A 23,232-nucleotide genomic window follows, 5' to 3' on the forward strand; every position below is an offset into this window, starting at 1 on the left:
GCTACTCGCCCGGCAGGAACGTCCCCATGTCGACGGGCTGCGACAGGATGCCGTCCTCGATGGACAGGTCGGACAGCGTCTGCATGGCGTCGGCGTCGATGTCGGAGCGGAAGTCCTCCATCACCAGCGACCCGGCGACGTCCTCCGGCATCTCCAGGAACCCCGCCAGCGAGGTGGCCACGGCGTCTGGGTTCTCCTGCGCGTACGCGGTGACCTCGTCGACGGCGGCGGTGAACTCCTCCACCATCTCGGGGTCCTTCTCGGCCAGCGCGCCGGAGGTGATGACGCCCATCGTCATGACGCCGGGGAACACCTCCTGGTAGTTGTACGACACGAGGGTGTTGCCGCCCTCCTTGAGCTGAGTCTGGAACGGCTCGGGCACCCACACGGCGTCGACGTCGCCGCCGTCGAGCGCGGCGGGCATGTCCGGGAAGCCCATCTCGACGAACTCGACGCTCGCGCCGTCGCCGTCGTCCTGCGTGACGATCTCGCGGATCGACACCTCGCCCATGGTCTTGAGGGTGTTGACGGCCACGGTCTTGCCGGCCAGGTCGGCCGGCCGCTCGATGCCCGAGTCGGGCGCCGCCCACACGCTGGTGACGTCGTCGCCCTCGGCCTTGGAGTGCGAGTACCCGGTGACGAGCTGGACGTCGAGGCCCTGCTCCTGCGCCAGCATGACGCTCAGCGGGTTGGAGATCGCGAACTCCATCTGCTGCGACACCACCGCCGGCAGCAGGGCCGCCCCGCCCTGCCCGGACTCGAGCGTCACGTCGAAGCCGTGCTCCTCGAAGATCCCCTCGTCGATGCCGAGCTGCAGCGCGGCGCTCGGCACGATGGGCAGCACGCCCACGGTCACGGCGGTGGTGCCGCCCTCCGACTCGCCACCGCCGCCATCGCCGCCGGCGTCGCCGCCCGAGCAGCCCGACAGGATCAGGGCCGCGACGGTCCCCACGGCCAGAGCACACGTCTTTGTGCGCATGATGCTTCCCCTTCGTCGAGGTGAGCGGAGGGCGTCAGCCGACGTCCTCCAGCGCGCCCGACGCCGGACGCGCGATCCGGTGCAGCAGGTCGGCGAGCACGGCGCGCTCGTCGGTGGACAGGTCGCCGAGCAGCTCGTCGAGCGACCCCTCGACCCGACGTCGGGCCTCGACGTACAGGTCCGCTCCGGCGGCGGTGGCGATGACAGACTTCTGCCGGCGGTCGGCCCGGTGCGGGCGCCGCTCGGCGAGCCCGCGCCTCTCGAGGTTGTCCACCAGCGCGACGATCTGGCTCGGGTCGAGTGCGAGCGCGTCCGCGAGCTCGCGCTGGCTCACGCCGTGGGAGAGCACAAGCTGCTCCAGCAACGAGTACGAGCGGGCGTTGAGCTCGTGCGGCACCAGCGCCTCGCGGGCCGCGGCGACCGCCCGTCCGCTGGACAGCGCGAGCAGCAGCCCGATGTTCTCCCGGCCGAGCCGGTGGATGCCTGTCACGTCGTCGACGCTACCCGCGATCATTGAGAATCACAATGATTGACATCCTCACTATCCGGGGCCACGCTGGCAGCACGCCTCGACGACGCGGTCGACGGCGCAACGACGTCATAGCGACGTTGCAGTCGACGATGACCGGGGGAGTGCATGGCCAGCGGGAACGTCAGCCTGGACGGCAAGGTCGCGATCGTCACGGGCAGCGGCAGGGGGCTCGGCCTCGCCTACGCCACCGAGCTCGCGCGCCGCGGCGCCGCGGTGGTCGTGAACGACGTCGACGACGACGTCGCAAAGGCGGCGGTCGCCCGGGTGGAGGACGCCGGGGGCCGGGCGGTCGCGGTGGTCGCGCCGGTGGGTCCGACGGCCACGGCACAGGAGCTCGTGGCGGCCGCCGTGGACGCGTTCGGCCGGCTCGACGTCCTCGTGACGAACGCGGGAGTGCTGCGCGACGGCGTGCTGTGGAAGATGTCGGACGACGATTTCGACACCGTCATCGGCGTGCACCTGCGCGGCACCTTCACCTGCGTGCGCGAGGCCGCGACCCATCTACGGCAGCAGGGCGAGGGCGGCCGCATCGTCTGCGTCGGCTCTCCCACCGGTCAGCGCGGCAACTTCGGCCAGACCAACTATGCCGCGGCAAAAGCCGGCATCGTCGGCATGGTCCGCACCTGGGCGTTGGAGCTCGCGCGCGCCGACATCACGGTCAACGCGATCGTGCCCGTCGCGGCAACGGCGATGACGGAGACGGTCCCGTTCTTCCGCCCGTTCGTCGAGGCAGCGCAGCGTGGTGAGCCGATGCCGCCCTTCGCGCGCCGGGCGCTCGGCTTCGGCGGCCCGGACGACGTCGCGGGCCTGGTCGCGTTCCTCGCCTCGGAAGCCGCGGCGTCGGTGACCGGCCAGGCGATCGGCGTCGGCGGCGACCGCCTCGCGCTGTGGACGCACCCGCAGGAGGCGGTCGTCGCGCTCGCCGACGGCGGCTGGACGGCGGACGAGCTCGCGCAGGACTTCGGCTCGGTCGTCGGCCCGCACCTGCAGACGGTCGGGCAGAAGTTCCCCGAGCCGCCGGCGCCGGGGGTGTGACGTGACCCGTCACGTGGCGCGGTACGAGTGCGCGGTCGACGTCGACGCGATCGACGCCGTCGACGTCCACGTGCACGTGGAGAAGGACCACGACGGCCGCCACTCCCTGCCGCGCGAGGTGATCGAGGCCGCCGCCCGCTACTTCCGCGCCCCCACCGAGCGGCCCACCGTCGACGAGACCGCGGCCCACTACCGGGAGCGCGCCACGGCCGCCGTGGTCTTCACCGTCGACGCCACGACCGAGCTCGGCCACGCGCCCAACAGCGTGGACGACCTCGTCGCGGGCGCGGCCGCGAACGCCGACGTGCTCATCCCCTTCGGCTCGGTGGACCCGCGCCGCCCCGACGCCCTCGACGAGGCCCGCCGCCAGCTCGACGACCTGGGCGTTCGGGGCATGAAGTTCCACCCCACCCTGCAGGGCTTCGACCCGTCGGAGGAACGCTGGTTCCCGCTCTACGAAGCCATCTCCGCTGCGGGCGTGCCCGCCCTCTTCCACACCGGCCAGACCGGCATCGGCGCGGGCATGCCCGGCGGCAACGGGCTGCGGCTCGGCCTGTCGAACCCGATGCTGCTCGACGTCGTCGCGGGCACGTTCCCGCAGCTCACGGTGATCATGGCGCACCCGTCCGTGCCGTGGCAGGACGAGGCGATCGCCGTCGCGACGCACAAGGGCAACGCGTACATCGACCTGTCGGGCTGGTCGCCGAAGTACTTCCCCGAGGCCCTGGTGCGGCAGGCGAACAGCCTGCTGCAGGACAAGGTGCTCTTCGGCTCCGACTTCCCGCTGCTCACGCCGGACCGCTGGCGGCGCGACTTCGCCGCCCTCGACGTCAAGGACGACGTGCGGCCCAAGATCCTCAAGGACAACGCGCTGCGGGTGCTCGGCCTCGCCGGGGCCGGCCGTGCGTGACCTCGGCATCGGGTCGTGGCCCCGCCGCCGCCTGAAGAACACGGCGGGGCGGACGGCGATCTCGTTCGGCGACCGCTCGTTCACCTACGCGGACGTGGAGCGCCGCACGCGCCGGCTCGCGAACGCGCTGCGGGCCGCAGGCGTCCAGAAGGGCGATCGCATCGCGTACGTCGGGTTCAACCACCCGGCGCTGCTGGAGACGTTCTTCGCGACCGCGCAGCTCGGAGCGATCTGGGTGGTCGTCAACGCGCGGCTCGCGTCCGACGAGGTCGAGTACGTGCTGCGCGACTGCGGCGCCTGCGTGGTCGTGCACGGGCGCGAGCACGCGGAGCTGGCGGTGCGCGTCGCGCCCGCGCTGGACGGGGTCGGCGCCTGGGTGGCGGTCGACGCCGATCCGGCCGGACCCGAGGTGGCGGGCGCCGTCGACTACGAGCGGCTCCTCGCGACGGCGGCCGAGGCCGAGATCGACGAGCCCGTCTCCTGGGACGACCCGGCCCTGATCATGTACACCTCGGGCACCACCGGCCGTCCCAAGGGCGCCGTCCACACGCACGGCTCGCTGAGCTTCCAGTACTTCTCGGTGCTGGTCGACTCCGACGTGGTGCACGACGACGTCGCGCTGGCGTTCGCGCCGCTGTTCCACGTGGCGGGGCTCAACATGCTGGCCATGCCGACGTTCCTCAAGGGCGGGCGGATCGTGCTGCAGCAGCAGTTCCGGCCCGAGCGGGTGCTGCGCGCGATCGGGGCCGAGCGGGCCACCAGCATGTTCGCGGTGCCGACCATGCTCGACCTGCTCGCCCGGCACGAGGACTTCGCCACGACCGACGTCTCCAGCCTGCGCAACGTGTATGTGGGCGGCTCGCCGCTGCCCGACCGCACGCTGCGGGCGTGGGCCGGGCGCGGCGTCGGCATCCTGCAGGGCTTCGGCATGACGGAGACAGCGCCCGGCGTCTTCCTGCTCACCGCCGAGGACGCCGCGCGGAAGCCCGGCTCGGCCGGCCGCCCGCACTTCTGGGTGGAGGGGCGCGTGGTGCGCGGCGACGGCACCGACGCCGCCCCCGGCGAGATCGGCGAGGTGATCGCCCAGGGGCCGAACGTCATGGCGGGCTACTGGCAGAACCCCGAGGCCAGCGCCGCCGTCCTCGCCGACGGGTGGTACCGCACCGGTGACCTCGCCACCGTGGACGTCGACGGGTACGTCTTCGTGCGCGACCGGCTCAAGGACATGTACATCTCCGGCGGCGAGAACGTGTACCCGGCCGAGGTGGAGAACGCGCTCCTCGAGGTCCCCGGCGTCGCGGAGGTCGCCGTCGTCGGGGTGCCCGACGAGCGGTGGGGCGAGGTGGGCTGCGCGTTCGTCGTCCCCGCCGAGGGCGCGGGCCTCACGCCCGAGGTCGCCGCGGCCCGCGTCCGGGAGGCACTGGCCGACCGGCTGGCCCGCTACAAGATCCCCCAGCACGTGGTGCTGTGCCCCGAGCTGCCGCGCACCGCGACGGGCAAGCTCCGCAAGCACGCTCTCCGCGAGCGCTTCGAGACCGAGACCGGCACCGACACGATGGAGACCGCATGACCACCACCGTCCCGTACGCCGAGATCGAGTCCCTGGCCGGCGCCGACCTGGGCGTCACCGCCTACCGTGAGGTCACACAGGAGCAGGTGAACCTGTTCGCCGACGCCACCGACGACCACCAGTGGATCCACACGGACCCGGAGCGCGCGGCGGCCGGCCCGTTCGGCGGCCCGATCGCGCACGGCTACCTCACGCTGTCGCTGGTGGTGCCGTTCTCCGAGGAGCTGCTGCAGGTCGAGGGCGTGGGCACCAAGGTCAACTACGGCCTCGACCGCGTGCGCTTCCCGGCGCCCGTGCCGGTGGGCTCCCGCGTGCGCATGGCCGCGACGGTGCGCGAGGTGACCGCAGTCGCGGGCGGGCACCAGCTCGCCGTGGAGGCCGTGATCGAGGTGGACGGCGGCACCAAGCCAGCGGTCGTCGCCACCTGGCTCGCGCGCTTCTACGCCTGAGGCGGCCGCGATGACGAGCAGCTCGAGGGACACGCGGCAGGATGAGGTGACCGACGACCGGCTGTACGCCGACGTCGACCCCTACGACTACGAGCTGCTGCTGACCGGCGCCGAGCGCGCAGTGCTGCGCCGGCTGCGCGACGCGCTGGAGCGCGACGTGGCGCCGCACGTCGACGACTGGTGGGAGCGCGCGGAGTGCCCGCCGGCCCTGCGCGACACGCTCGCCGGGCTGCGGCTGATGGACCCGCCGGAGCCGGGGGGCGCCACGACGCCACCCGAGCCGTCGGCGCTGTTCGCCGGCTTCCGCACCTTCGAGCTGGCGCGCACGGACGTCTCGACGGCGGTGCTCTTCGGCGGGCACGGGTGGCTGTTCCGCAACGCGGTGCTGCGCGGCGGGTCGCCGGAGCAGGTCGACCGTTGGGACCCGGCCGTCCGCGACTGGAGCACCTGGGGCGCCTTCGCGCTCACCGAACCCGACCACGGCAGCGACGTCGCGCGCGGGCTCGAGACCGCGGCCGTCCGGGACAGCAAGGACGACACCTGGACCCTCACGGGCGCGAAGCGGTGGATCGGGGGAGCGGGGCGCGCGGACCTGCTCTGCGTCTTCGCCAAGGACCGCTCCGAGGGTGCCGCGGACGGTCGGGTCATGGCGTTCCTCGTCGACCGTCGCGCCCCGGGCGTCACCGTCGAGACCATCGGGCGCAAGACCGCGGTCCGCATCGTCCCCAACGGGCACGTGACGCTCGACGGCGTGCGCGTGTCGGAGTCGATGCGGTTGCAGCGGGTCGAGTCGTTCCGCGACGTCAACCGCCTGCTGCGTGCCATGCGCACCGACGTCGCGTGGCTCGCGGCCGGGGCGCAGGCCGGCGCCTACCGGGCGGCGCTCGCGTACACGACCCAGCGGGAGCAGTTCGGGCGGCCGATCGCGTCGTTCCAGCTGGTGCAGGCCAAGCTGGCGGCGATGCTCGGGAACCTCACCGCGTCGCTCGGCATGGCGGTGCGGCTGTCGCAGCTCGCCGACGCCGGCACCGTCGACGCGCCGGGGTTCTCCGACGCGGACGCCGCGCTCGCCAAGGGGTGGATCGCGCGGCGCACGCGTGAGACCGTCGCGCTCGCCCGCGAGGTGTGCGGCGGCAACGGCATCACCCTCGACGCCGGGGTCGCGCGGTTCTTCGCCGACGCCGAGGCGATCTACACGTTCGAGGGCACGGACGAGATCAACCACCTCGTCGTCGGCCGCGCGATCACCGGGATCAGCGCGTTCGTGTGACGGTGTCTGCGGCCCTGTGTGGGCTCGACATCGACGGCGCCACCAACGAGGGAGGCCACGACATGACGACCGAACGCGACATGACGACGGACGACGGGTGGCGCATCGCGGTGCTCACCCCGATGGACGTCTGAGCGGGGGCGATACTGGCCGCATGACGACGGCGACGAACCCCGTGGAATCGGTGCGGGCCAAGGTCGGCGACGCCCTCTTCCTCAAGGTCGCCGGGCCGGACGGGCATGCCAACCGCGACCGCATCCACCTCACGCCAGGGCCGCGATGGTTCACCCCGGACAGCCCGATCGGCCGGGTGCACGGGGACGCGTCGATGTTCGTGGGCGGGCTGCGGGCGCTGCTGCTGCAGTCGCTGCACCCGCTGGCGATGGCGGGCGTGGCGGGGCACTCGGGCTACCGCGGCGACCCGTGGGGCCGGCTGGCGCGCACGTCCACCTTCATCGCCACCACCACGTTCGCCACGACCGACGACGCGGAGGCGATGATCGACCGCGTCCGCGGGGTGCACGAGCGGGTGCGCGGCAAGGCCCCGGACGGCCGCCCGTACCGCGCGGGCGACCCGCACCTGCTCACCTGGGTGCACGCCGCGGAGGCGGACTCGTTCCTCGCCGCACACACCCGCTACGGCGAGCGCCCGCTCGCCGCCGGCGAGGCCGACGAGTACGTGGCGCAGTCCGCCCGCATCGCACGGGCGCTGGGCGCCGTCGTCGTGCCGGAGACGGTGGCCGAGCTGCGCGAGACGATCACGGCCTACCGCCCTGAGCTCGAGGCCACGCCCGCGGCGCTCGACGCCGCGGACTTCATGCTGCGCGAGCCGCCGCTGCCGCGCTCGGCCCGCGCGCCGTACGGCCTGCTCGCCGCGGGCGCCGTCGCGCTGCTCCCCGGCTGGGCCCGCGATGCCCTCGGCGTCGGCACCCCGTTCCGGCGCGCGTGCGGGGGCCCCGCCGGTGCGGTCGCCGTCCGTGCCGTGCGCTGGGGGATGGGGACGTCCGAGCGCCGGCGCGGCCTGCGCTGACGGCCCGACGGCCGCCACGCGACAACCGCCACGCGACAACCGCCACGCGACAACCGCCACGCGACAACCGCCACGCGACAACCGCCACGCGGCGAACGCGCCCGGCGTCGTACCGAGCACGCGACGGAAGTGCCGCGTCAGGTGCGACTGGTCGTGGGACCCCGCCTCGACGGCCGCGTCCGCGGGCGTCCTGCCCTCCAGCAGCAGCCGGCGGGCGCGGTCCACGCGCCGCCCGGTGACGTAGCGCGTGTTCGTGCCCGGCGCCGGCGTGCTGCTCAACGAGGCGCTGGAGCAGATCGTCATCGAGGGGGCCGACCCGGCCGCCGGGTTCAAGGCGATCACGCCGCGCATCGAGACGGCGTTCAGGGAGAACGTGGAGCCCTACCTGTGAGCGCCGGGCCGGCCACGGTCGGGGGCGCAGGCGGCTCACGGTCGACGGCGAGGCCGTGGTGCCTGGACCTGCGGGCTCGCGGCCGCCGTCTGGACGCTGAACGAGCCCGAGCACTGGGCGGCGGCCGTCACCCTCGGCGTCGACGAGATCGTCACCGACCGGCCGGACCGCCTGGCGGGCTGGCTCGCAGGCCGGCCGTGGGCCTGCGCAGGAAGCGCGTCGCCCGCCGGATCGCCGCCGTCTCGCGGGCGGCGGCCTTCCAGCGGGACAGCGCGGTCGCGAGGATCAGGGCGACGCCGTAGAACAGGTCGTTCACCCAGGCCGGGGACCCGGCGAGCTGTAGCCCCTTGATCCCGACGGCCAGGACGTACATCGCCACGATCGTGCCCCACACGTTGAACCGGCCGCCGCGGAACTGCGTCGAACCGAGGAAGACGGCGGTCAGGGCGGGCAGCAGGAAGCTCGGCCCGACCGTCGGGTCGCCGGCGTTGATCCGGCTGGTCAGCAGCGCGCCCGCCAGAGCGGCGACGGCCCCGCCCGCGACGAGCGTTGCGACCCGCACGCGCTGGACCCGCACGCCGGCCAGGCGCGCCGAGTCCGCGTTGAATCCCGTCGCGTACGTGCGTCGCCCCGCCGGGGTGCGTTCCAGCACGTACCAGGTGACCAGCGCGACGGCGAGCAGCACGTACACCGGCACGGTCACGCCGAGGAGGTCGGTCGTGGCGATCGCGCGGTAGTCGGGGCCGAGGTCGAGGATCTGCCGGCTGTCCGAGACCCAGGCCATCCCGGCGAGCAGGATCGAGCTGGCACCGAGGGTCGCGATGATCGACTCGACGCGCAGCCGCGTGATGATCAGCCCGGTGACCAGGCCGATGACCGCGCCGACGAACACCACCAGCGGTAGCTGGACCGCGATCGGCAGGCCCGCCCGGGCGAGGAACCAGGCCGACAGGATGGCCGAGAAGCCCACCTGGGCGCCGACGGCGAGGTTGAGCGACCCGGCGACCAGCGGCACCAGCGCGGCGAGCGCGGCGAGGCCGGTGAGGGCCTCGGCGTCGAGCAGCGACCGCCACACGCCCGGCTGCAGGAACTTCTCGGGGATCCACAGCGAGAACAGCACAAACATCGCCACGAAGATGTAGACCGCGCTGATGTTGCGGAACGAGAAGGCGCGCAGCGCTGAGTTCATGGTGCACCTTGCGTCGAGCCCGCGAGGCCGTAGCCCTCGCGAACGAGGCGGTGCTCCGTGAGGTCGCCGCCGGCGAGCTCGACGGCGACCTCGCCGTCGCGCAGCACGAGCACCCTGTCGCACAACCGCACCAGCTCCTTGGCCTCCGAGGAGGAAACGAGTACGGCGGCGCCGCCCGCCGCCGCGGCGTCGACGGCCGCGTAGACCGCGTGCTTGGCGCCGATGTCGACGCCCTGCGTGGGCTCGTCGAGCAGCAGCACGGCGGGGTCGTCGCGCAGCCACCGCGCCAGCACCAGCTTTTGCTGGTTGCCGCCGCTGAACAGCGAGAACGTCTGCTCGCGCCGCCGCGGCACGACGTCGAAGCGCTCCAGGAGCCGCTCCGCCTCGGCGTTCTCCCGACGCCGCGCGACCGCCCCGAGCCGCCCCGTGAGCGTGCGCAGCTGCGGCAGCGTGAGGTTCTCGCGCGCCGTCATCGGCCCGGTCGACCCGTCGCGGGCGCGGTCGCTGGGGACGAACGCCATCCGCCGTCGGATGCTCGCCGCCGGCGAACGGCGCGGGTACGGCCTGCCGCGCACGGTCAGCTCCGCCGCGGTGCCGTGGGCCGCGCCGAACAGGAGGGCGGGCACTGTCTCGCGGCCCGAGCCCAGCACGCCCGCGACGCCGACCACCTCGCCCGGGTGCAGGTCGAGGTCCAGGCCCCGCAGGCCCGGGCCGGCGAGGGCCCGGGCCCGCAGCACGGGCTCGGCGCCCGCGCGGGGCCCCGGCCGGGCGGCGCCGTCCGCGGTGTGCGAGCCGGTGCCGAGTGAACCCGTGCCGAGTGAACCCGTGCCGAGCTCGCCCGTCACGAGTTCCACCAGGCGGCCGTGGTCCAGACCCTCGACCGGCTCGTCGGCCACCTTGCGACCGTCGCGCAGCACCGCCACCCGGTCCGCGAGCGCCAGCACCTCGTCGAGGCGATGGGAGATGAACACGACCCCGGCGCCGTCCGCCGCGAGCCGTCGGACGGCGGCGAAGAGCACCTCGACCTCGGTGCGGTGCAGCGACTCCGTGGGCTCGTCGAGCACGACGACATGCCGGCCGTGCGTCCACCCGTCCAGGGCGCGCGCGATCGCGACGATCGCCCGCTGCGCCGGGGTCAGCGTGCGGACCGGGGCGTCGACGTCGAACACGTCGCCGAACCGCCCCACGAGCTCGCGGGCGCGCGCCCGCGGCGCCGCGACGGGGGTGGGTGCGAGCGCTGCGGCGCCGGACCCCGCGAGCAGGGTGAGGTTCTCGACGGTGCTGAGCTCGCCCACGAGTGCCAGGTCCTGGTGGATGAAGTGGACCTCGGTCGCGGTCCCGTCGTCGGCGCCGCTCTTCTCGTTCGTGCCCCTCTCGATCGTGCCCGCGTCGGGGACGTAGAGGCCCGCGAGCACCTTGACCAGGGTGGACTTCCCGGAGCCGTTGTGGCCGACGACGGCGACGACCTCGCCGGCGTTCACATCCAGGGACACCTCGTCGAGGGCCACCAGGCCGGGGAAGGTCTTGACGACCCCGGTGACCCGCAGGAGGGGAGCGGCGCCGGCGGAACGTCCGGTCACCGGCCCACGAGCCAGTTCGCCGCGAACCGGTCCTGGTAGTCCTCGATCGCGACGTACCCCACGGCGGGGTCGTCGGGCACGGTCGACGTGTCGATCACCTGGGTGAGGGTCTGGGCGCGAACCAGGTCGTCCGGCCAGGCGTAGTCCTGGCCGCCGATCTCGCGCAGGAGCTGGTCCAGCACCGTCCACATCATGAGGTTGAGATCGACGGCGAGCGTCGCGTCCTGCTGGCCGCCGGCGACCTGCTCGAGGTTGGCCGGGGCGGGCCACATGGCGATCCCGTCGACGTCGATCCCGGCCAGGTCGAGCTTCTGCGCGAGGCCGATCTGCACCTCGTCGACGGCGCCGATGAAGTACTCGGTGTCGGGGTTGGACTGGAGGTCGCTCACGATGCGGTCGGCGGCGGTGGAGCCGAGCTCGGCGATCGGGATGTCGATCACGCGTAGCTCGCAGGTGGGACACAGCTCGGTCATCTTCTCCTGCGCGCCCTCGAGCTCGTAGGAGGAGAAGGGGAACTCCGGGATGTTGTAGAACGCGTACTCCTGCGCGCCGCCCGAGCGCACGACGGCCGCGGCGGCGAGCGCGGCGCCGTTGGCCCGCATCCACTCGGGGCCGTTGAACGCCTCGGGGAGCCCGAGCTCCTCCGTGTTCATCACGGAGCCGCTGGCCATGGGGATGCCGAGCTCCTCGAGCTGTGCGAGCTGCGGCTCGAAGAAGACCGGGTCCAGCGTGATGTTGATGATCCCGTCGGGCTCGAGCTCGACCACCGAGTTCATCGCGGCGTTGATCGACTGGGCGTCCTGGCCGGTCTCGACCCGCTCCAGCGTGAGCCCCAGCAGCTCGGCCGGGGCCTGCAGGTTGGCCCACATCTGGGCGCTGACGGGCGTGCCGACGTCGAGGTAGACGACGTGCGTGCCGGGTTCGACGGGGGCGTCGAGGGGCTCATCGATCAGCAGGTCCTTCTCCGTGCCGCCGAGCCAGGGAGCGAGGAACTCCTCTGCGGCGGCGACGTCGGCGGCCCCGCTCGAGCCGCCCGGGCCCGTGGAGGGGTCGTCCACGCCGGCGTCGTCGGAGCAGGCGCCGAGGCCGAGGGCGGTCGCGGCCGTGAGCGTCACGGCCGCCATGGTCCGGGTTCGCAGTCCGCGCATCATGACACGTCCTTCCGCCCGTCGACGGTGACGGGGATCGGCGGGCCCGGCCTCGTCGTCGGGCGTGTCGCGAACGTAGGTCCGCTGTGCGAACGGCTCAAGGAGTGTGCCGCGACCGTGCACAGAACGCCGATGCGCGGGCGCGCCGCCGCTGGCCCGGGCAGCGGCTCAGGGGCTCAGCGGAACGCGGCGCGGTGGTCGCGCGGCAGCGTGCCGTAGGCGCGGCGGAACGCCCGCGTGAACGTGGTCGCGTCGTCGAACCCGCAGGCCGACCCGATCTGGGCCACGGTGCGGCGCTCGGTCGGGTCGCTCAGCCGGGTGGCGGCCGCCGCCAGCCGCACCGATCGCAGGTGCTCGCCCGGGGTGGCCCCCAGCGCGCCGAACAGCACGTACAGCCGGCGCCGCGACATGGAGAATCGGCGGGCGATCAGCTCGACGTCGAGCGCCGGGTCGCCCGCGTGCGTGCGCACGAAGTCCTGGATCGCCGCGAGCAGGCCCGCCGGCGTCTCCGGCAGCACCGGCCCCGACGCGAAGGACGTGCGCAGCATCGCCACCGCCAGGTCGCGCGCCACGGCTCCGGCGTCGTCCACCGCGGCACCGTCGTCGATCGCGATGCCGCCCAGGCCGGGCACGATGCCCGCGACGTAGCCGAACAGCACCCGCGCGGCGGGCGAGCCCGGCAGCGCGAGGCGGCGCCGGGCGGCGTCGAGCATCCCCTCGGGCAGGCCGAGCGAGGATCGGGAGACCTGCACGATGAGCTGCTGCTGGTGGGGCGCGGAGTAGTCGAGGTAGTACGGGGCGTCGGTGGCGTAGACCGACACGGAGCCCGGCCGCACCCCGACAGCGGTGCCGCTCGCGCGCACGAGCCCGCGCGAGGAGCGCTGCAGCGACAGGTGCAGGTCGTCGCTCGCGGCGTGCGCCGCGAGCCGGGCCGACCGCTCCGCGCTGGTGCCGCAGGTCGTGACGAGAGAGACGGAGATCCCGTCGTCGAGCCCGACGTGCTCCATCCGGCCGCGGAACGTCCGCTCGAAACCGAGGCAGCTCAGGGGCACGAACAAGTTGCTCACGACGTCCTGCCAGGCGTCGGCGCTCTCGACCTCGAGTACTGCCATGGTGCCTCCGTGCACGGGCTGCCCGGTCCTGCGAACGCTAGTGCACAAAACGCCGACGGAGGAGGGGTCGGGGTGGGTTAACGTCCGAGTGCGGACGACGAGATGGGGAGACGATGACGTTCTTCGATCCGGCCGACTGGGACGGGTGTGCATACCTCGGGGGGTGGGCCGCCACCGCTGCCACGGCCGACGTAGTCAACCCCGCCACCGGCGAGACGATCGGGCGGGTCGCTGCCGGCGGCGCCGACGACGTCGCGCGGGCCGCGGACCTCGCGACGTCCGCGCAGCGCGAGTGGGCGGCGCGCCCGGCCGAGGAGCGCGCGGCCGTCATGCGCGCCGCGGCCGCCGTCCTGGCGGAGCGCACGCCGCAGTACGTGGACTGGCTCGTGCGGGAGGCGGGCTCCGGCCAGGGCAAGGCGGCCTTCGAGGTGGGCCTCGTGTCCGCGGAGCTCCACCTGGCCGCCGCGACGGCCCTCGTCCCGTACGGGCAGCTCCTGCGCACGGCGCAGCCCAGGTTGTCGCTGGCGCGGCGGCGCTCGGTGGGCGTGGTCGGCGTCATCTCGCCGTTCAACTTCCCCGGCATCCTCGCGATGCGGTCCGTGGCGCCCGCGCTCGCGCTGGGCAACGCCGTCGTGCTCAAGCCCGACCCGCGCACCGCCGTCGCGGGCGGGCTGTTCCTCGCGGCCGTGCTCGAGGAGGCGGGGCTCCCCGCCGGCGTGCTGTCCGTGGTGCCGGGCGGCGCGGAGGCCGGCGCGGCTCTCGTCGACCACCCGGGCGTGCCGGTCCTGTCGTTCACCGGCTCCACGTCCGCGGGCCGCGTCATCGGGGAGCGGTGTGGGCGGCTGCTCAAGCGGGCCCACCTCGAGCTGGGCGGCAACAACGCGCTCGTCGTGCTGCCCGGCGTCGACGTCGAGGCCGCCGCGAGCGCCGGCGCCTGGGGGACCTTCCTGCACCAGGGGCAGATCTGCATGACGGCGGGCAGGCACCTGGTGCACACCGACGTCCACGACGCGTATGTGGCGGCGCTCACGGAGAAGGCGCGGAACATCCCCGTGGGCGACCCGGCCACGGGCACGCCGCTCGGCCCGCTCATCGACGCGGGCCAGCGGGACAAGGTGCACGGCATCGTGACCGACTCCGTCGCGGCGGGCGCGGTGCTCGAGGCGGGCGGCCGGTACGACGGGCTCTGCTACGAGCCCACCGTGCTGTCCGGGGTCACGCCTGAGCACCGCGCCTGGGCGGAGGAGATCTTCGGTCCGGTGGCGCCCGTGCTGCGGTTCTCGTCGGTGGACGAGGCCGTGGACCTGGTCAACGCCTCCGAGTACGGGCTCTCGGTGGGGGTGCTCACCGCGGACGCGTTTGCCGGCTACGAGCTGGCCGACCGCCTCGACGTGGGCATCGTGCACGTGAACGACCAGACGGTGGACGACGAGGCGGCGGCGCCGTTCGGCGGCACCAAGGCGTCGGGCACCGGCGCGCGGTTCGGCGGGCACGACGCCAACGTGGAGGCGTTCACCGAGACGCAGTGGGTGACCGTCCAGTCGCAGGTCCAGCGCTACCCGTTCTGAGCTCAGGTTCTGAGGCTCAAAGAAGGGTGAATCGACTCGAACGAGGAGATGTCACATCGTAGGCATCGCGTCGATCATCCAGTCGCTGGGGTTTCTGGCGGTCGGGGCGCGCTGCCGGCGTCCCCGCTGGCGGCCGTCGCACCGGTGGCCGTCGCGCCTCGCGAGAGCATCGCCTGACGCGCGTCAGGCGACGCGACGGCCCGCCGCGCCGCGGCGGGCGACGGCGAGGTGCACCCGCGCCGTGAGGTCCTGCCCCAGCACTTCACCCGTGCGGCGGGCGACGTCGTCGACGAGGGTGCCCAGCGCGGTGACGTCGGCCTGCGACGCGACCCTGACGCGTCCCACGAGGACGAGCTGACCGTGCTCCCGGCTCAGCCCCAGCGACGCGGAGCGCACGCGGGGGTCCGACTCGAGGGCGGCCGACGCCGCCCGGGTCGCAGCGTCCGGAACGACTCGCAGCCGGTCGCCGGTGCGCGAGCCCGGCAGGGGCAGCGACCCGGAGCGCGGACCCGGCCGGTGCGCGATCAACCACCAGAGCCCGAGGCCGACCAGCAGCAGCGCCGCCACGGCGCAGGCGCCGGCCCACCAGCTCGCGTCCGCCGCATCGCCGACGACGGAGGCGTCGAACGACGTACCCGGCTGGGGCAGCCCGGCTCCCGTGGGGAGCCAGCCCGCGGCGAGGGCGACGAGGCCGGCCCCGCCGATCACCAGCACCAGGCCGACGACGGTCAGGATCGTGCGGTCGGCTCCCACGACGTGGCGGCGCGTCCTCATGGCGCACCCCCAGCGGTCACGGCGTGCACGTGCACCTGGGGGGCGGGGTCCAGGACGGCGAGCCTGGAGGTGACCACCTCGGTCACCTCGCCCGGGACGCCGTCGTCCCCGGTCGTCCGCACCCGCACCACGACGCTGCGGCGCGACGCCGTCGAGGCCGCGGCGAGCACGCCGTCGACGTCGTCCGCCGCCGCCGACGCCAACCGTGCGACGTCCTGGGCCCGCAGCTCCACGCCGGGCGCGTGGCGCAGCCGCGCCGTGCGGGCCCCGGTGCGCCACGCCGCGGCCAGCACGATGACGCCGACGACGATCGCCGCCACCCCGGCGCCGATCGCGCCGGAGCTCAGCGTCGTCCCGTCCAGCCGGTCCGCCGTCAGCCGCAGCCATCCGTCCTCGGGCAAGAGGCCCCCCACGGACAGCGCGGAGAGCGCCTCCTGCCCGGCGACCACGCCCGCTGCGATCAGCAGCACGGCCAGCACGACGCTCGCGGCGCGCGCCGCGGCCGCGGAACGATGCGGCGGCGCGGCGGGCACCGGAGCGCCAGCCTCGGCGCCGGGCGCCGGCCCGAAACCCTCCACGATCGTCGTCATCGCACCCTCCTGATCTCTGCCGCGGGCGGCTGCACCCCGGCCACCGTCACCACGAGGTCGTCCACGTGCACCCCGACCAGGCGCCGGAGCTCGTCGCGGACGGCGTCGCGCACCCGCGCCGCCACGTCGGCGGCCGGCTCGGGCCAGGTCGACGCGACCTGAGCCCGCACGCGTGCCCGCAGGCCCGCGAGCTCGATGTCGACTCGTGGGAGGTCGCTGCCCGCCAGCCCGCCGGGCACCCGCGTCGAGACGCCCGCGGCGGCGCGCTGCGCCACCTTCACCACCACCCGGTCGGCGACGGTGACGCGGCCGGCGACGGACCCGGCGTCCTGCCCGCCGTCCGGGTCGCTGGCCACCTCGCCGGCCACCTCGCCGGCCACCTCGCCGGACACGTCGTCGTCAAGGTCGTCGTCAGCCACGGCGCCGGCCTCCCAGGAGCGCGCCGATGTCCAGTCTCCCGTCGAGATGCGCGCCGACCGCGAGGCCGATCCCTCCCAGCACGATGGCCAGGAGGAAGCCCAGGAAGCCCCCGGTGGTCACGGCGAGCGCGAGCAGCAGGCCGGCGATCAGCCCTGTCGTGGTGAGGTTGTTCATGTCTCGTCCTTCCACGTCCCGGTCGTCGGGACCTCCGGGCCACCGGTCGTCCCGGTGGCCTCGACGTCGTCCACGTGCACGATGACGGGCGTGTCCGCCGCCGGGCCTTCCTCGCCTTCGTCGTAGCCCTGCGCCGCGGACCGCCGCAGCGCCTCCCGGACGGCCTCGTGCACGGCGCCGGCCACGCCGGGCAAGTCGTGCAGGCCCGCCTCGGTGACCACGACGTGCACGTGCACGCCGTCCTCGTCGAACCGCACGCCCGGCACCCGGTCCCCGGGCAGGTAGGTGGCGACCTCACCGAGGAGTCCGCCGCTCAGCTCTGCCACCCCCGGGACCGCCACGGCGGCGTCGTGCAACCTGCGGGCGGGCGTGGGGAGCGTCGGCCCGCTCACTGCACCCGCTGCTGCTGTTGCTGCCCGCCCTCGTCCTCCTCATCGGGCAACCAGACGTCGCTCACGTCGACGTTGACCTCGATGACCTTGAGCCCGGTCATCCGCTCGATCGACGTGATGACGTTGCGGCGCACCGCCTCGGCGACGTCGGCGATGGCAACGCCGTAGTCGGCGACGATCTCGACGTCGACCGCTGCCTCGGCCTGGCCCACCTCGACGTTGACGCCTTGGGCGTAGTTGGTGGTGCCGCCCGGGATGCGCTCCCGGATGGAGCCGAACGCACGGGCTGCGCCGCCGCCGACGCCGTGCACCCCCGTCACGTCGCGCGCGGCGATACCGGCGATCTTGCTGACGACGCCGTCGGCGATGGTGGTGGTGCCCTTGTCGGTCGCCAGCGGGCCCTTCGGGGTGCGCTCGGCCGGCTGTCGCCGGGTGTTCGCCGAGTCGTTCCCCCCCTGGGTGGTGGCATCCTGCTGCGTGCTCTCTGCCATGTCCAGCCTCCGTGCTCGGTGCCCCGTGCGTCGTCTGTCGCGCGACGAGTGCGGTTTCTTCCGACACTGGGTGAGTGCCCGCAGCCCGTCGATCGTCACGCTCCGAGGAGAGTGATCTGCGTCACATCGTGCTGGGCGTCGCATGGCCGACGGTGGACGACGACGCCGAGCTGGTCCGTCGCGCCAGGCTCGCGGACAAGGATGCGTTTGGCGCGCTGGCTGCCCGCCACGGGACGGCGATGTACCGCTACGCGCGCAGGATGCTGGGCGACGGCACCGCCGCCGAGGACTGCGTGCAGGACGCGCTCGTGGCGGCGTGGACATCGGTCGACCGGTTCCGCGGGGACGCGGCCGTGCGAACCTGGCTCTTCGGCATCCTCGCGAACACGGTGCGTCGTCGCGTGCGGGACATCGTGCGGCACCCGGCCGAGGAGCTGCCGCAGAGCCTGCCCGCCGACGGGTCCTCCGACCCGGCGGCCGCGGCGCGGGTGCGCGACCTGCTCGAGGCGCTGGAGGGAGCGCTGGCCGACCTGCCCGAGCTGCAGCGGGCCTGTTGGATCCTGGCCGAGGTGGAGAGAATGCCCTACGCAGACGTCGCGCAGGTCCAGGCGACGACGGTGGGTGCGGTGCGTGGAGCGGTCCACCGGGCGCGCCAGAACCTCGGGAGGAGGTTGGAGCCATGGAGGTGAACCCGGGCACGGGTGACCTCGGCGACGACACCGCGCAGGACGAGGTGCAGGACGAGGTGCAGGACGAGGTGCAGGACGAGGTGCAGGACGACGTGCAGGACGACGTGCTCGGCCGTGCCGCCGCGGGACTGCGCGAGCTGACGGACGAGGGCTGGGTGCGGGCGCGGCAGTCCGTCCTCACGCGGGTGCTCCGGACCGCGCGGCCCTCGGCGTACGTGGCCGGCCGGCACGCCGGCGGGCCGTTCGTCGTCGCGACGCGCCTCGTCGTCGACCGGGTGCGCGCGGCGCTCGACGACCCGGACGGCGAGATCGGGGTGAGGGACGTCCGATGCGCCGCCGGCGACCCCTCGGGGGCGGCCGCCCCGGAGCTGGAGTCGGTCACCGTGGTGCTGAGCGTGCGCTTCGGCTCCCGGATCGCCGACGCCGCCGACCTGGTGCGTGGGGCCACGGCCGACGCCGTGTCGGCGGTGCTCGGCACCGACTTCGACGCCCACCGGGTGGCCGTCGACCTGCACGTCGCCGACGTGCACCCGGACATCCACCCGGACATCCACCCGGTCGCACGGCACGTGGATGGTCAGGCCTCGACGTCGCCGTCCACGTAGAACCAGCGCCCACCCTCGCGGACGAACCGGCTCACCTCGCGCAGCCGGCCGCGCGCGCCGGTGCCCGCGGACCGGTACGACGCGACGAACTCCACCTCGCCGCCGTCGTGGAACGGGCCGCCGGCGTGGGTGGCGAGCACGGTGAGGCGCCGCCACTCCTGGTCGACGTCGAGGTCGAGCGACGACGGCCGGGTGCGGGGGTGCCACGTAGCCCTCAGGTAGGCGGCGTCCCCGACGGCGAACGCGCTGTAGCGCGAGCGCATCAGCGCCTCCGCCGTCGGCGCCGGTCGTTCGCCGCGGTGCAGCGGGCCGCAGCACGCGCCGTACGTGTCCCCGGAGCCGCAGGGGCAGCGGTCGGTGTCGTCCACCTGCCAATGGTCGGCGGAGACGTGACGCACTGATTCAGTCATTGCGTCATGTCGGGTCGGGCGGGGGTGTTCGCCGTGGTGAGCGGCGGGTTGAAGCGCTCCTCGGCGAGGGCGACGAGCAGGGCCAGCAGCACGGCGACGGCGCTCGCGAGCGGCACGGCACGGATGCCGACGACGGCGACCAGCGCCGCGCCCAGCCCGGAGCCGGCCGCGATGCCGACGTTGAACATGGACGACGACACGGCCACGCCCATGTTGGTCGACCGCGGGGCCACGAGCATCACGCGGTGCGACAGGGCGGGCGGCACGGTGGAGAAGGAGAACCCGAACAGCGCGAGCGTCGTCACGGCGGCCACCGGGTTGTCGCCGAGCGCCCACATCGCCGCCAGGGACACGGTCAGCACGCTGAGGCCCGCCAGGAGCACCACCACGGGGTAGGCGTCGATGAACCGGCCCACGACGATCGCGCCGACCACGCTCGCCGCGCCCTGCAGGAGCAGCAGCCGCGGGATGTCGGCCTGGGTGAACCCGGCGACGTCGATGAGGTACTGGGTGACGAACGTGATGATGCCGAACGCGCCCGCCAGCACCAGCCCGGTCGTGACCATCTGGAAGCCGAACCGGCGCGCGTTGGGGTGGGGGGCGCGGCTCGCGCCGCCCTCGGACGGCGGGATGGTGGGGAACAGGGCGAGGACTACCAGCGTGACGATCAGCGACAGCGCGGCGACCGCGGCGAACGTCCACCGCCACGACGTGTGCTCGCCGAGCCAGGTGCCGACCGGGACGCCGAGCACCGGGGCCAGCGAATTGCCGAGCGCCAGCCGCGCCATCGCCTTGCCGCGCACGATCGGCCGGAACAGCCCGGTCGTGGCCGGCACCACCGCGACCCAGAACAGCGCCTGTGCGGCGGCGGTGACGAGCCGTGCCACCATCAGCTGCTCGTACGTCGGGGCGAGCGCCGCCCACAGCGTCGCCACGGCCGCGAGGCCGGCGCAGCCCGACAGCACCCAGCGCCGCGCCACCCGCCGCGTCCAGTGCGCGAGCGGGATCGAGGTCAGCAGCACGACCACCGCGTACCCGGTGACGAGCAGGCCGATCTGCGACGTCGAGCGGTCCAGGTCGGGGGCCATCAGCGTGAGCAGCCCGGACGGCAGCGACTCGACGGTGACGAACAGGAACGTCGACAGCGCCATCGCGAGCAGGATGATCGTCGCGCGGCGCTCGTCCACGGGCGCTCGGCCGGCGGACGCTACGGGGGGCCGGCTCTGCGGCGGGGTGTCGGTCATGATGATCGAATCGATCCTAAGCGCCGAGCCGGGTGCGGGCCGCCCCTCTACCCTCGAAGGGTGCCCACGCTGCTGGAGGTCGCCACCGAGCTCTACGCGCTGGCCCCGGGCGGGTTCGTGCCGGCGCGCGAGGCGCGCGCCGCCGAGCTGGGGTCCGACGACGAGCCCGACCTCGCGCGGCAGGTGCGGGCGCTGCGCAAGCCGTCGACGGCGGCGTGGGTCGTCAACCATCTGGTGCGCGCCGATCCGGACCAGGTGCAGCAGGTCGTGGACCTCGGCGCGGCAATGCGCGCGGCCCAGGAAGGCGTGGACGGGGACCAGCTGCGTGAGCTGACCAGGCAGCGGCGGAAGCTCACCGCGGCCGTCACCGCGCGGGCGCGGGCGCTCGCGGCCGAGGCCGGGACCATCGTGTCGGACGCCGTCGCGACGCAGGTCGAGGCCACGCTCACCGCCGCGATGATCGACGACGGCGCGGGACGGGCGGTGCGTGCCGGGGTGCTGGTCGGCGCGCTCGAGGCGACCGGGGTGGATCCGGCGGACGTCGCGTCCGCCGTCGCCGCGCCGCAGGAGCTCGGCATCGAGCCGCACACGGACGGCAGGCGGCGGCACCTGCACGCCGTGCCCGACATCCCGGGATCGGGCAGCGGCGGCCGCCGGTCGGCCTCGGATCGGACCGCCGAGGCGGAGCGCGAGCAGGTGCGCGAGCAGGTGCGACGCGACGTCGCGGACGCCGCCGACGACCTGGCGGCCGCGGAGCGGGAGCACGCGGCGGCGGCGGACGACGTCGCGCGGATCGAGGCGGCCGCGGGCCGGCTGGACGCCGAGCGGGACGCCGTCCGCCGTCGCCTCGCGGTCCTGGACGAGGAGGCGCAGACCGTCGAGGCCGAGCTGCGGGGTGCGGCGCTGCGCCGGGAGCGGGCGGAGCGGGCGCGGGACGAGGCGACCCGCCGTCGCGACGAGGCGGATGCGCGCCTGGCCGGTCTCGAACCCGGGCGGGGTTAGCCGGCGGCCTCGGGGCGCACCGCGCGCCGGACGGAGTCCCGCAGCAGAGTGCGGCGCCGTTCGAGCCGAGCCCACGTCGCCAGCCGGACCAGGTCCGGACGGCGGACGTACTCGTGGCGACGTCCGCTACCGCTTCGTGCTCGACCTCACCGACCTTGATCGACCGGCGTGATCGAACGGAAGGGGGAGGCCGGGCGCGGTGAATCTCCGTCGGAAGGCGGATCCGCGCTCGCCGGGTGACCTGCGAGGGTGGCGGCACACCGACCTGAAGGAGACACCATGCGTCGTCGCATGCGCGCACCCCTGACCGTCATCGCTGCCGCCCTCGCGCTGCCGCTCGCCCTCGGGGCCGTCCCCGCGAGCGCGCAGAAACCGGGACCCCCATCGCCCGCCGCGGGCTCCTCCGCCCTGGACGAGGACTCGCAGTCGCTGGCCCGTGCCGTCGCGGAGGCTGCCGAGGAGGCGCAGCAGCAGGCGAGCGCCCGCACGTTCACCGCCCCGAGCGACGCGACCCCGCAGGGGGTGCGCGACGTGAAGAAGGGCCTGGACCAGGCCCTCGAGGACACGGTCGCCGGCATCCCCGTGGGCGTCGTCGCCCGCGTCGACGCGCCGGGGCTGCACTGGCGCGGTGCCGACGGGAAGCGCGAGCGGGGCGATCGCGCCCCGGCCCGCCCGCACGACGGGTTCCGGGTGGCGAGCAACACGAAGATGATGGTGTCGACGCTCGTCCTGCAGGAGATCCAGAAGGGCACCTGGACGCTCGACACCCCGGTGGTGGACGCCGTGCCGGAGGCGGCGGCCGTGATCCCCGACGAGTACGAGGACGCCGTCACCCTCGAGCTCCTGCTCGCCCACCGCTCGGGCCTGCCGGACCACCTCGGGCCCCTGGTCGCGAACCGGATGGACGACCCGGAGGACTTCGACGAGTTCTTCGAGGTGCTCGGCGAGGAGTACCCGGTCGCCGACCACCTCGCGGCGATGGACGACCAGCCGTGGCTGTTCGCGCCCGGCACCGACTTCTCGTACTCCAATGCCGGCTACGTGCTGCTCGGCCTGGCGCTCGAGGAAGCCACGGGGTCCAGCGTCGAGCGGCTGCTCGAGACGCGGATCTTCGGGCCCACCGGGATGGGGCGCTCGGACTACCCCGACGAGCCGGGGCTGCGCGGGCCATACCTCCAGGAGTCCGCGTACACCGGCGACCTCGGCTCGGGCTGGTACTCCCTGACGCACTTCGACCCGACGGGCTTCGGCGCCGCGGGCGCGGTGACCAGCACCACCGCCGACCTGCAGCGGTTCACCGAGGCGCTCGTCACCGGCGACCTGCTCGAGCCGGAGACCGTCGCGGACGTCCTCACGCCGCGCACGGCCGGCGGTGACACCCAGCTGGACTACGGCCTGGGCGTGTACCGCCTGCCCGACCCGTGCCAGGAGGGCGAGTGGCTCTACGGGCACGACGGCGCCTCGTACGGCACGCTCAGCATGACGCTGACCTCCCCGGACGGGGAGCGTCAGGCCACCGTGGCGCTGACCGGCCGGGACCTCACCACGCTGGAGTCGGACCTCATGACCGCGATGGTGCCGGCGCTGCTCGCCACCTGCTGACCCTCGCTGGTTGAGCCTGACGAAACTCGCTGGTTGAGCCTGACGAAACTCGTTGGTTGAGCCTGTCGAAACCTGG

The 23,232-nt window shown here is 74.2% G+C and carries 27 protein-coding genes and 1 pseudogene; 13 read left to right on the forward strand and 15 right to left on the reverse strand.

What is annotated here, in order from left to right:
• Nucleotide 1: 1 nt before the first annotated feature.
• Nucleotides 2-979 carry an ABC transporter substrate-binding protein gene (locus AC1C2W_RS14655; protein ID WP_495413490.1) on the reverse strand — a complete coding sequence of 326 codons (978 nt, stop codon included), beginning with the start codon at nucleotides 977-979 and terminating at the stop codon, nucleotides 2-4.
• A 34-nt stretch (nucleotides 980-1,013) separates the two neighbouring features.
• Nucleotides 1,014-1,469 (reverse strand): MarR family winged helix-turn-helix transcriptional regulator, encoded by a 456-nt coding sequence (locus AC1C2W_RS14660; protein ID WP_495413491.1) that lies wholly within the window; start codon nucleotides 1,467-1,469, stop codon nucleotides 1,014-1,016.
• A gap of 147 nt (nucleotides 1,470-1,616) precedes the next feature.
• Between AC1C2W_RS14660 and AC1C2W_RS14665 the strand changes: the two genes are divergently transcribed.
• The 7 genes from AC1C2W_RS14665 to AC1C2W_RS14695 are packed head-to-tail and all read left to right on the forward strand — an operon-like array spanning nucleotide 1,617 to nucleotide 7,775.
• A complete protein-coding gene (locus tag AC1C2W_RS14665) occupies nucleotides 1,617-2,546 on the forward strand; it encodes an SDR family oxidoreductase (protein WP_495389992.1) in 930 nt (309 codons plus the stop codon).
• Nucleotide 2,547: 1 nt separating this feature from the next.
• Nucleotides 2,548-3,456, forward strand: coding sequence for an amidohydrolase family protein (locus tag AC1C2W_RS14670; RefSeq protein WP_495389993.1), 909 nt, complete (start codon nucleotides 2,548-2,550; stop codon nucleotides 3,454-3,456).
• Entirely contained in the window at nucleotides 3,449-5,026 is a 1,578-nt protein-coding gene (locus AC1C2W_RS14675; protein WP_495389994.1) for an acyl-CoA synthetase, read from the forward strand. The genes AC1C2W_RS14670 and AC1C2W_RS14675 overlap by 8 nt, the downstream gene beginning before the upstream one ends.
• Nucleotides 5,023-5,475 carry a MaoC family dehydratase gene (locus tag AC1C2W_RS14680; protein WP_495389995.1) on the forward strand — a complete coding sequence of 151 codons (453 nt, stop codon included), beginning with the start codon at nucleotides 5,023-5,025 and terminating at the stop codon, nucleotides 5,473-5,475. The genes AC1C2W_RS14675 and AC1C2W_RS14680 overlap by 4 nt, the downstream gene beginning before the upstream one ends.
• A gap of 10 nt (nucleotides 5,476-5,485) precedes the next feature.
• Nucleotides 5,486-6,745 carry an acyl-CoA dehydrogenase family protein gene (locus tag AC1C2W_RS14685; RefSeq protein WP_495413492.1) on the forward strand — a complete coding sequence of 420 codons (1,260 nt, stop codon included), beginning with the start codon at nucleotides 5,486-5,488 and terminating at the stop codon, nucleotides 6,743-6,745.
• Nucleotides 6,742-6,879: a hypothetical protein gene (locus AC1C2W_RS14690; RefSeq protein ID WP_495413493.1), complete on the forward strand. Its 138-nt coding sequence runs from the start codon at nucleotides 6,742-6,744 to the stop codon at nucleotides 6,877-6,879. Before AC1C2W_RS14685 ends, AC1C2W_RS14690 begins: the two co-directional genes overlap by 4 nt.
• 20 nt (nucleotides 6,880-6,899) lie before the next feature.
• Nucleotides 6,900-7,775, forward strand: coding sequence for an oxygenase MpaB family protein (locus tag AC1C2W_RS14695; RefSeq protein ID WP_495413494.1), 876 nt, complete (start codon nucleotides 6,900-6,902; stop codon nucleotides 7,773-7,775).
• Between the two features lie 150 nt (nucleotides 7,776-7,925).
• Here AC1C2W_RS14695 and AC1C2W_RS14700 read toward each other — a convergent pair.
• Nucleotides 7,926-8,078: pseudogene (locus AC1C2W_RS14700) on the reverse strand (hypothetical protein); the annotation flags it as partial.
• On the opposite strand from AC1C2W_RS14700, the gene AC1C2W_RS14705 reads away from it, so the two are divergent.
• The gene (locus AC1C2W_RS14705) at nucleotides 8,029-8,166 is read left to right on the forward strand and encodes a hypothetical protein (protein ID WP_495413495.1); all 138 of its coding nucleotides are present in this window, start codon (nucleotides 8,029-8,031) and stop codon (nucleotides 8,164-8,166) included. The pseudogene AC1C2W_RS14700 and the gene AC1C2W_RS14705 sit on opposite strands and share 50 nt — an antisense overlap.
• A gap of 151 nt (nucleotides 8,167-8,317) precedes the next feature.
• Here AC1C2W_RS14705 and AC1C2W_RS14710 read toward each other — a convergent pair whose 3' ends face one another.
• The 4 genes from AC1C2W_RS14710 to AC1C2W_RS14725 all read right to left on the reverse strand — a co-directional run bounded on the left by AC1C2W_RS14710 (nucleotide 8,318) and on the right by AC1C2W_RS14725 (nucleotide 13,195).
• Complete coding sequence (locus AC1C2W_RS14710; RefSeq protein WP_495389999.1) at nucleotides 8,318-9,355, reverse strand: ABC transporter permease; 1,038 nt, start codon at nucleotides 9,353-9,355, stop codon at nucleotides 8,318-8,320.
• Complete coding sequence (locus AC1C2W_RS14715; RefSeq protein ID WP_495413496.1) at nucleotides 9,352-10,935, reverse strand: sugar ABC transporter ATP-binding protein; 1,584 nt, start codon at nucleotides 10,933-10,935, stop codon at nucleotides 9,352-9,354. The genes AC1C2W_RS14710 and AC1C2W_RS14715 overlap by 4 nt, the downstream gene beginning before the upstream one ends.
• On the reverse strand, nucleotides 10,932-12,050 hold the full coding sequence (locus AC1C2W_RS14720; RefSeq protein WP_495413497.1) for a substrate-binding domain-containing protein: 1,119 nt from the start codon (nucleotides 12,048-12,050) through the stop codon (nucleotides 10,932-10,934). The genes AC1C2W_RS14715 and AC1C2W_RS14720 overlap by 4 nt, the downstream gene beginning before the upstream one ends.
• Nucleotides 12,051-12,259: 209 nt before the next feature.
• Complete coding sequence (locus tag AC1C2W_RS14725) at nucleotides 12,260-13,195, reverse strand: helix-turn-helix domain-containing protein (RefSeq protein ID WP_495390002.1); 936 nt, start codon at nucleotides 13,193-13,195, stop codon at nucleotides 12,260-12,262.
• Between the two features lie 113 nt (nucleotides 13,196-13,308).
• On the opposite strand from AC1C2W_RS14725, the gene AC1C2W_RS14730 reads away from it, so the two are divergent.
• Nucleotides 13,309-14,763, forward strand: coding sequence for an aldehyde dehydrogenase family protein (locus tag AC1C2W_RS14730; protein ID WP_495413498.1), 1,455 nt, complete (start codon nucleotides 13,309-13,311; stop codon nucleotides 14,761-14,763).
• A 183-nt stretch (nucleotides 14,764-14,946) separates the two neighbouring features.
• Here the strand turns inward: AC1C2W_RS14730 and AC1C2W_RS14735 are convergent, their stop codons facing one another.
• Genes AC1C2W_RS14735 through AC1C2W_RS14760 form a run of 6 tightly spaced genes read right to left on the reverse strand, consistent with a single transcriptional unit; the run spans nucleotide 14,947 to nucleotide 17,604 of the window.
• Nucleotides 14,947-15,537 carry a hypothetical protein gene (locus AC1C2W_RS14735; protein ID WP_495390004.1) on the reverse strand — a complete coding sequence of 197 codons (591 nt, stop codon included), beginning with the start codon at nucleotides 15,535-15,537 and terminating at the stop codon, nucleotides 14,947-14,949.
• Nucleotides 15,534-16,127, reverse strand: a complete 594-nt coding sequence (locus AC1C2W_RS14740) for a DUF6286 domain-containing protein (RefSeq protein WP_495413499.1) — start codon at nucleotides 16,125-16,127, stop codon at nucleotides 15,534-15,536. The genes AC1C2W_RS14735 and AC1C2W_RS14740 overlap by 4 nt, the downstream gene beginning before the upstream one ends.
• Nucleotides 16,124-16,546 (reverse strand): Asp23/Gls24 family envelope stress response protein, encoded by a 423-nt coding sequence (locus tag AC1C2W_RS14745; RefSeq protein WP_495413500.1) that lies wholly within the window; start codon nucleotides 16,544-16,546, stop codon nucleotides 16,124-16,126. The genes AC1C2W_RS14740 and AC1C2W_RS14745 overlap by 4 nt, the downstream gene beginning before the upstream one ends.
• A complete protein-coding gene (locus AC1C2W_RS14750) occupies nucleotides 16,539-16,721 on the reverse strand; it encodes a DUF2273 domain-containing protein (protein ID WP_495390007.1) in 183 nt (60 codons plus the stop codon). The genes AC1C2W_RS14745 and AC1C2W_RS14750 overlap by 8 nt, the downstream gene beginning before the upstream one ends.
• Complete coding sequence (locus AC1C2W_RS14755; RefSeq protein WP_495390008.1) at nucleotides 16,718-17,113, reverse strand: hypothetical protein; 396 nt, start codon at nucleotides 17,111-17,113, stop codon at nucleotides 16,718-16,720. The genes AC1C2W_RS14750 and AC1C2W_RS14755 overlap by 4 nt, the downstream gene beginning before the upstream one ends.
• Complete coding sequence (locus AC1C2W_RS14760) at nucleotides 17,110-17,604, reverse strand: Asp23/Gls24 family envelope stress response protein (RefSeq protein WP_495413501.1); 495 nt, start codon at nucleotides 17,602-17,604, stop codon at nucleotides 17,110-17,112. The genes AC1C2W_RS14755 and AC1C2W_RS14760 overlap by 4 nt, the downstream gene beginning before the upstream one ends.
• A 74-nt stretch (nucleotides 17,605-17,678) precedes the next feature.
• On the opposite strand from AC1C2W_RS14760, the gene AC1C2W_RS14765 reads away from it, so the two are divergent.
• Together AC1C2W_RS14765 and AC1C2W_RS14770 are read left to right on the forward strand one after the other, a co-directional pair.
• Nucleotides 17,679-18,293 carry an RNA polymerase sigma factor gene (locus AC1C2W_RS14765; RefSeq protein ID WP_495413502.1) on the forward strand — a complete coding sequence of 205 codons (615 nt, stop codon included), beginning with the start codon at nucleotides 17,679-17,681 and terminating at the stop codon, nucleotides 18,291-18,293.
• The gene (locus tag AC1C2W_RS14770; protein ID WP_495413503.1) at nucleotides 18,284-18,898 is read left to right on the forward strand and encodes a hypothetical protein; all 615 of its coding nucleotides are present in this window, start codon (nucleotides 18,284-18,286) and stop codon (nucleotides 18,896-18,898) included. Before AC1C2W_RS14765 ends, AC1C2W_RS14770 begins: the two co-directional genes overlap by 10 nt.
• Here the strand turns inward: AC1C2W_RS14770 and AC1C2W_RS14775 are convergent.
• Together AC1C2W_RS14775 and AC1C2W_RS14780 are read right to left on the reverse strand one after the other, a co-directional pair.
• Nucleotides 18,871-19,308, reverse strand: a complete 438-nt coding sequence (locus tag AC1C2W_RS14775) for a YchJ family protein (protein ID WP_495390012.1) — start codon at nucleotides 19,306-19,308, stop codon at nucleotides 18,871-18,873. The genes AC1C2W_RS14770 and AC1C2W_RS14775 overlap by 28 nt on opposite strands.
• On the reverse strand, nucleotides 19,305-20,552 hold the full coding sequence (locus AC1C2W_RS14780) for an MFS transporter (protein ID WP_495413504.1): 1,248 nt from the start codon (nucleotides 20,550-20,552) through the stop codon (nucleotides 19,305-19,307). The genes AC1C2W_RS14775 and AC1C2W_RS14780 overlap by 4 nt, the downstream gene beginning before the upstream one ends.
• A gap of 60 nt (nucleotides 20,553-20,612) precedes the next feature.
• Here AC1C2W_RS14780 and AC1C2W_RS14785 point away from each other — a divergent pair, with 60 nt between their 5' ends.
• Together AC1C2W_RS14785 and AC1C2W_RS14790 are read left to right on the forward strand one after the other, a co-directional pair.
• A complete protein-coding gene (locus AC1C2W_RS14785; protein WP_495413505.1) occupies nucleotides 20,613-21,554 on the forward strand; it encodes a hypothetical protein in 942 nt (313 codons plus the stop codon).
• Between the two features lie 291 nt (nucleotides 21,555-21,845).
• Nucleotides 21,846-23,156 (forward strand): serine hydrolase domain-containing protein, encoded by a 1,311-nt coding sequence (locus tag AC1C2W_RS14790; RefSeq protein ID WP_495413506.1) that lies wholly within the window; start codon nucleotides 21,846-21,848, stop codon nucleotides 23,154-23,156.
• The last annotated feature ends 76 nt before the right edge of the window (nucleotides 23,157-23,232 follow it).

It is taken from the genome of Isoptericola sp. Y581 (genome assembly GCF_059445475.1).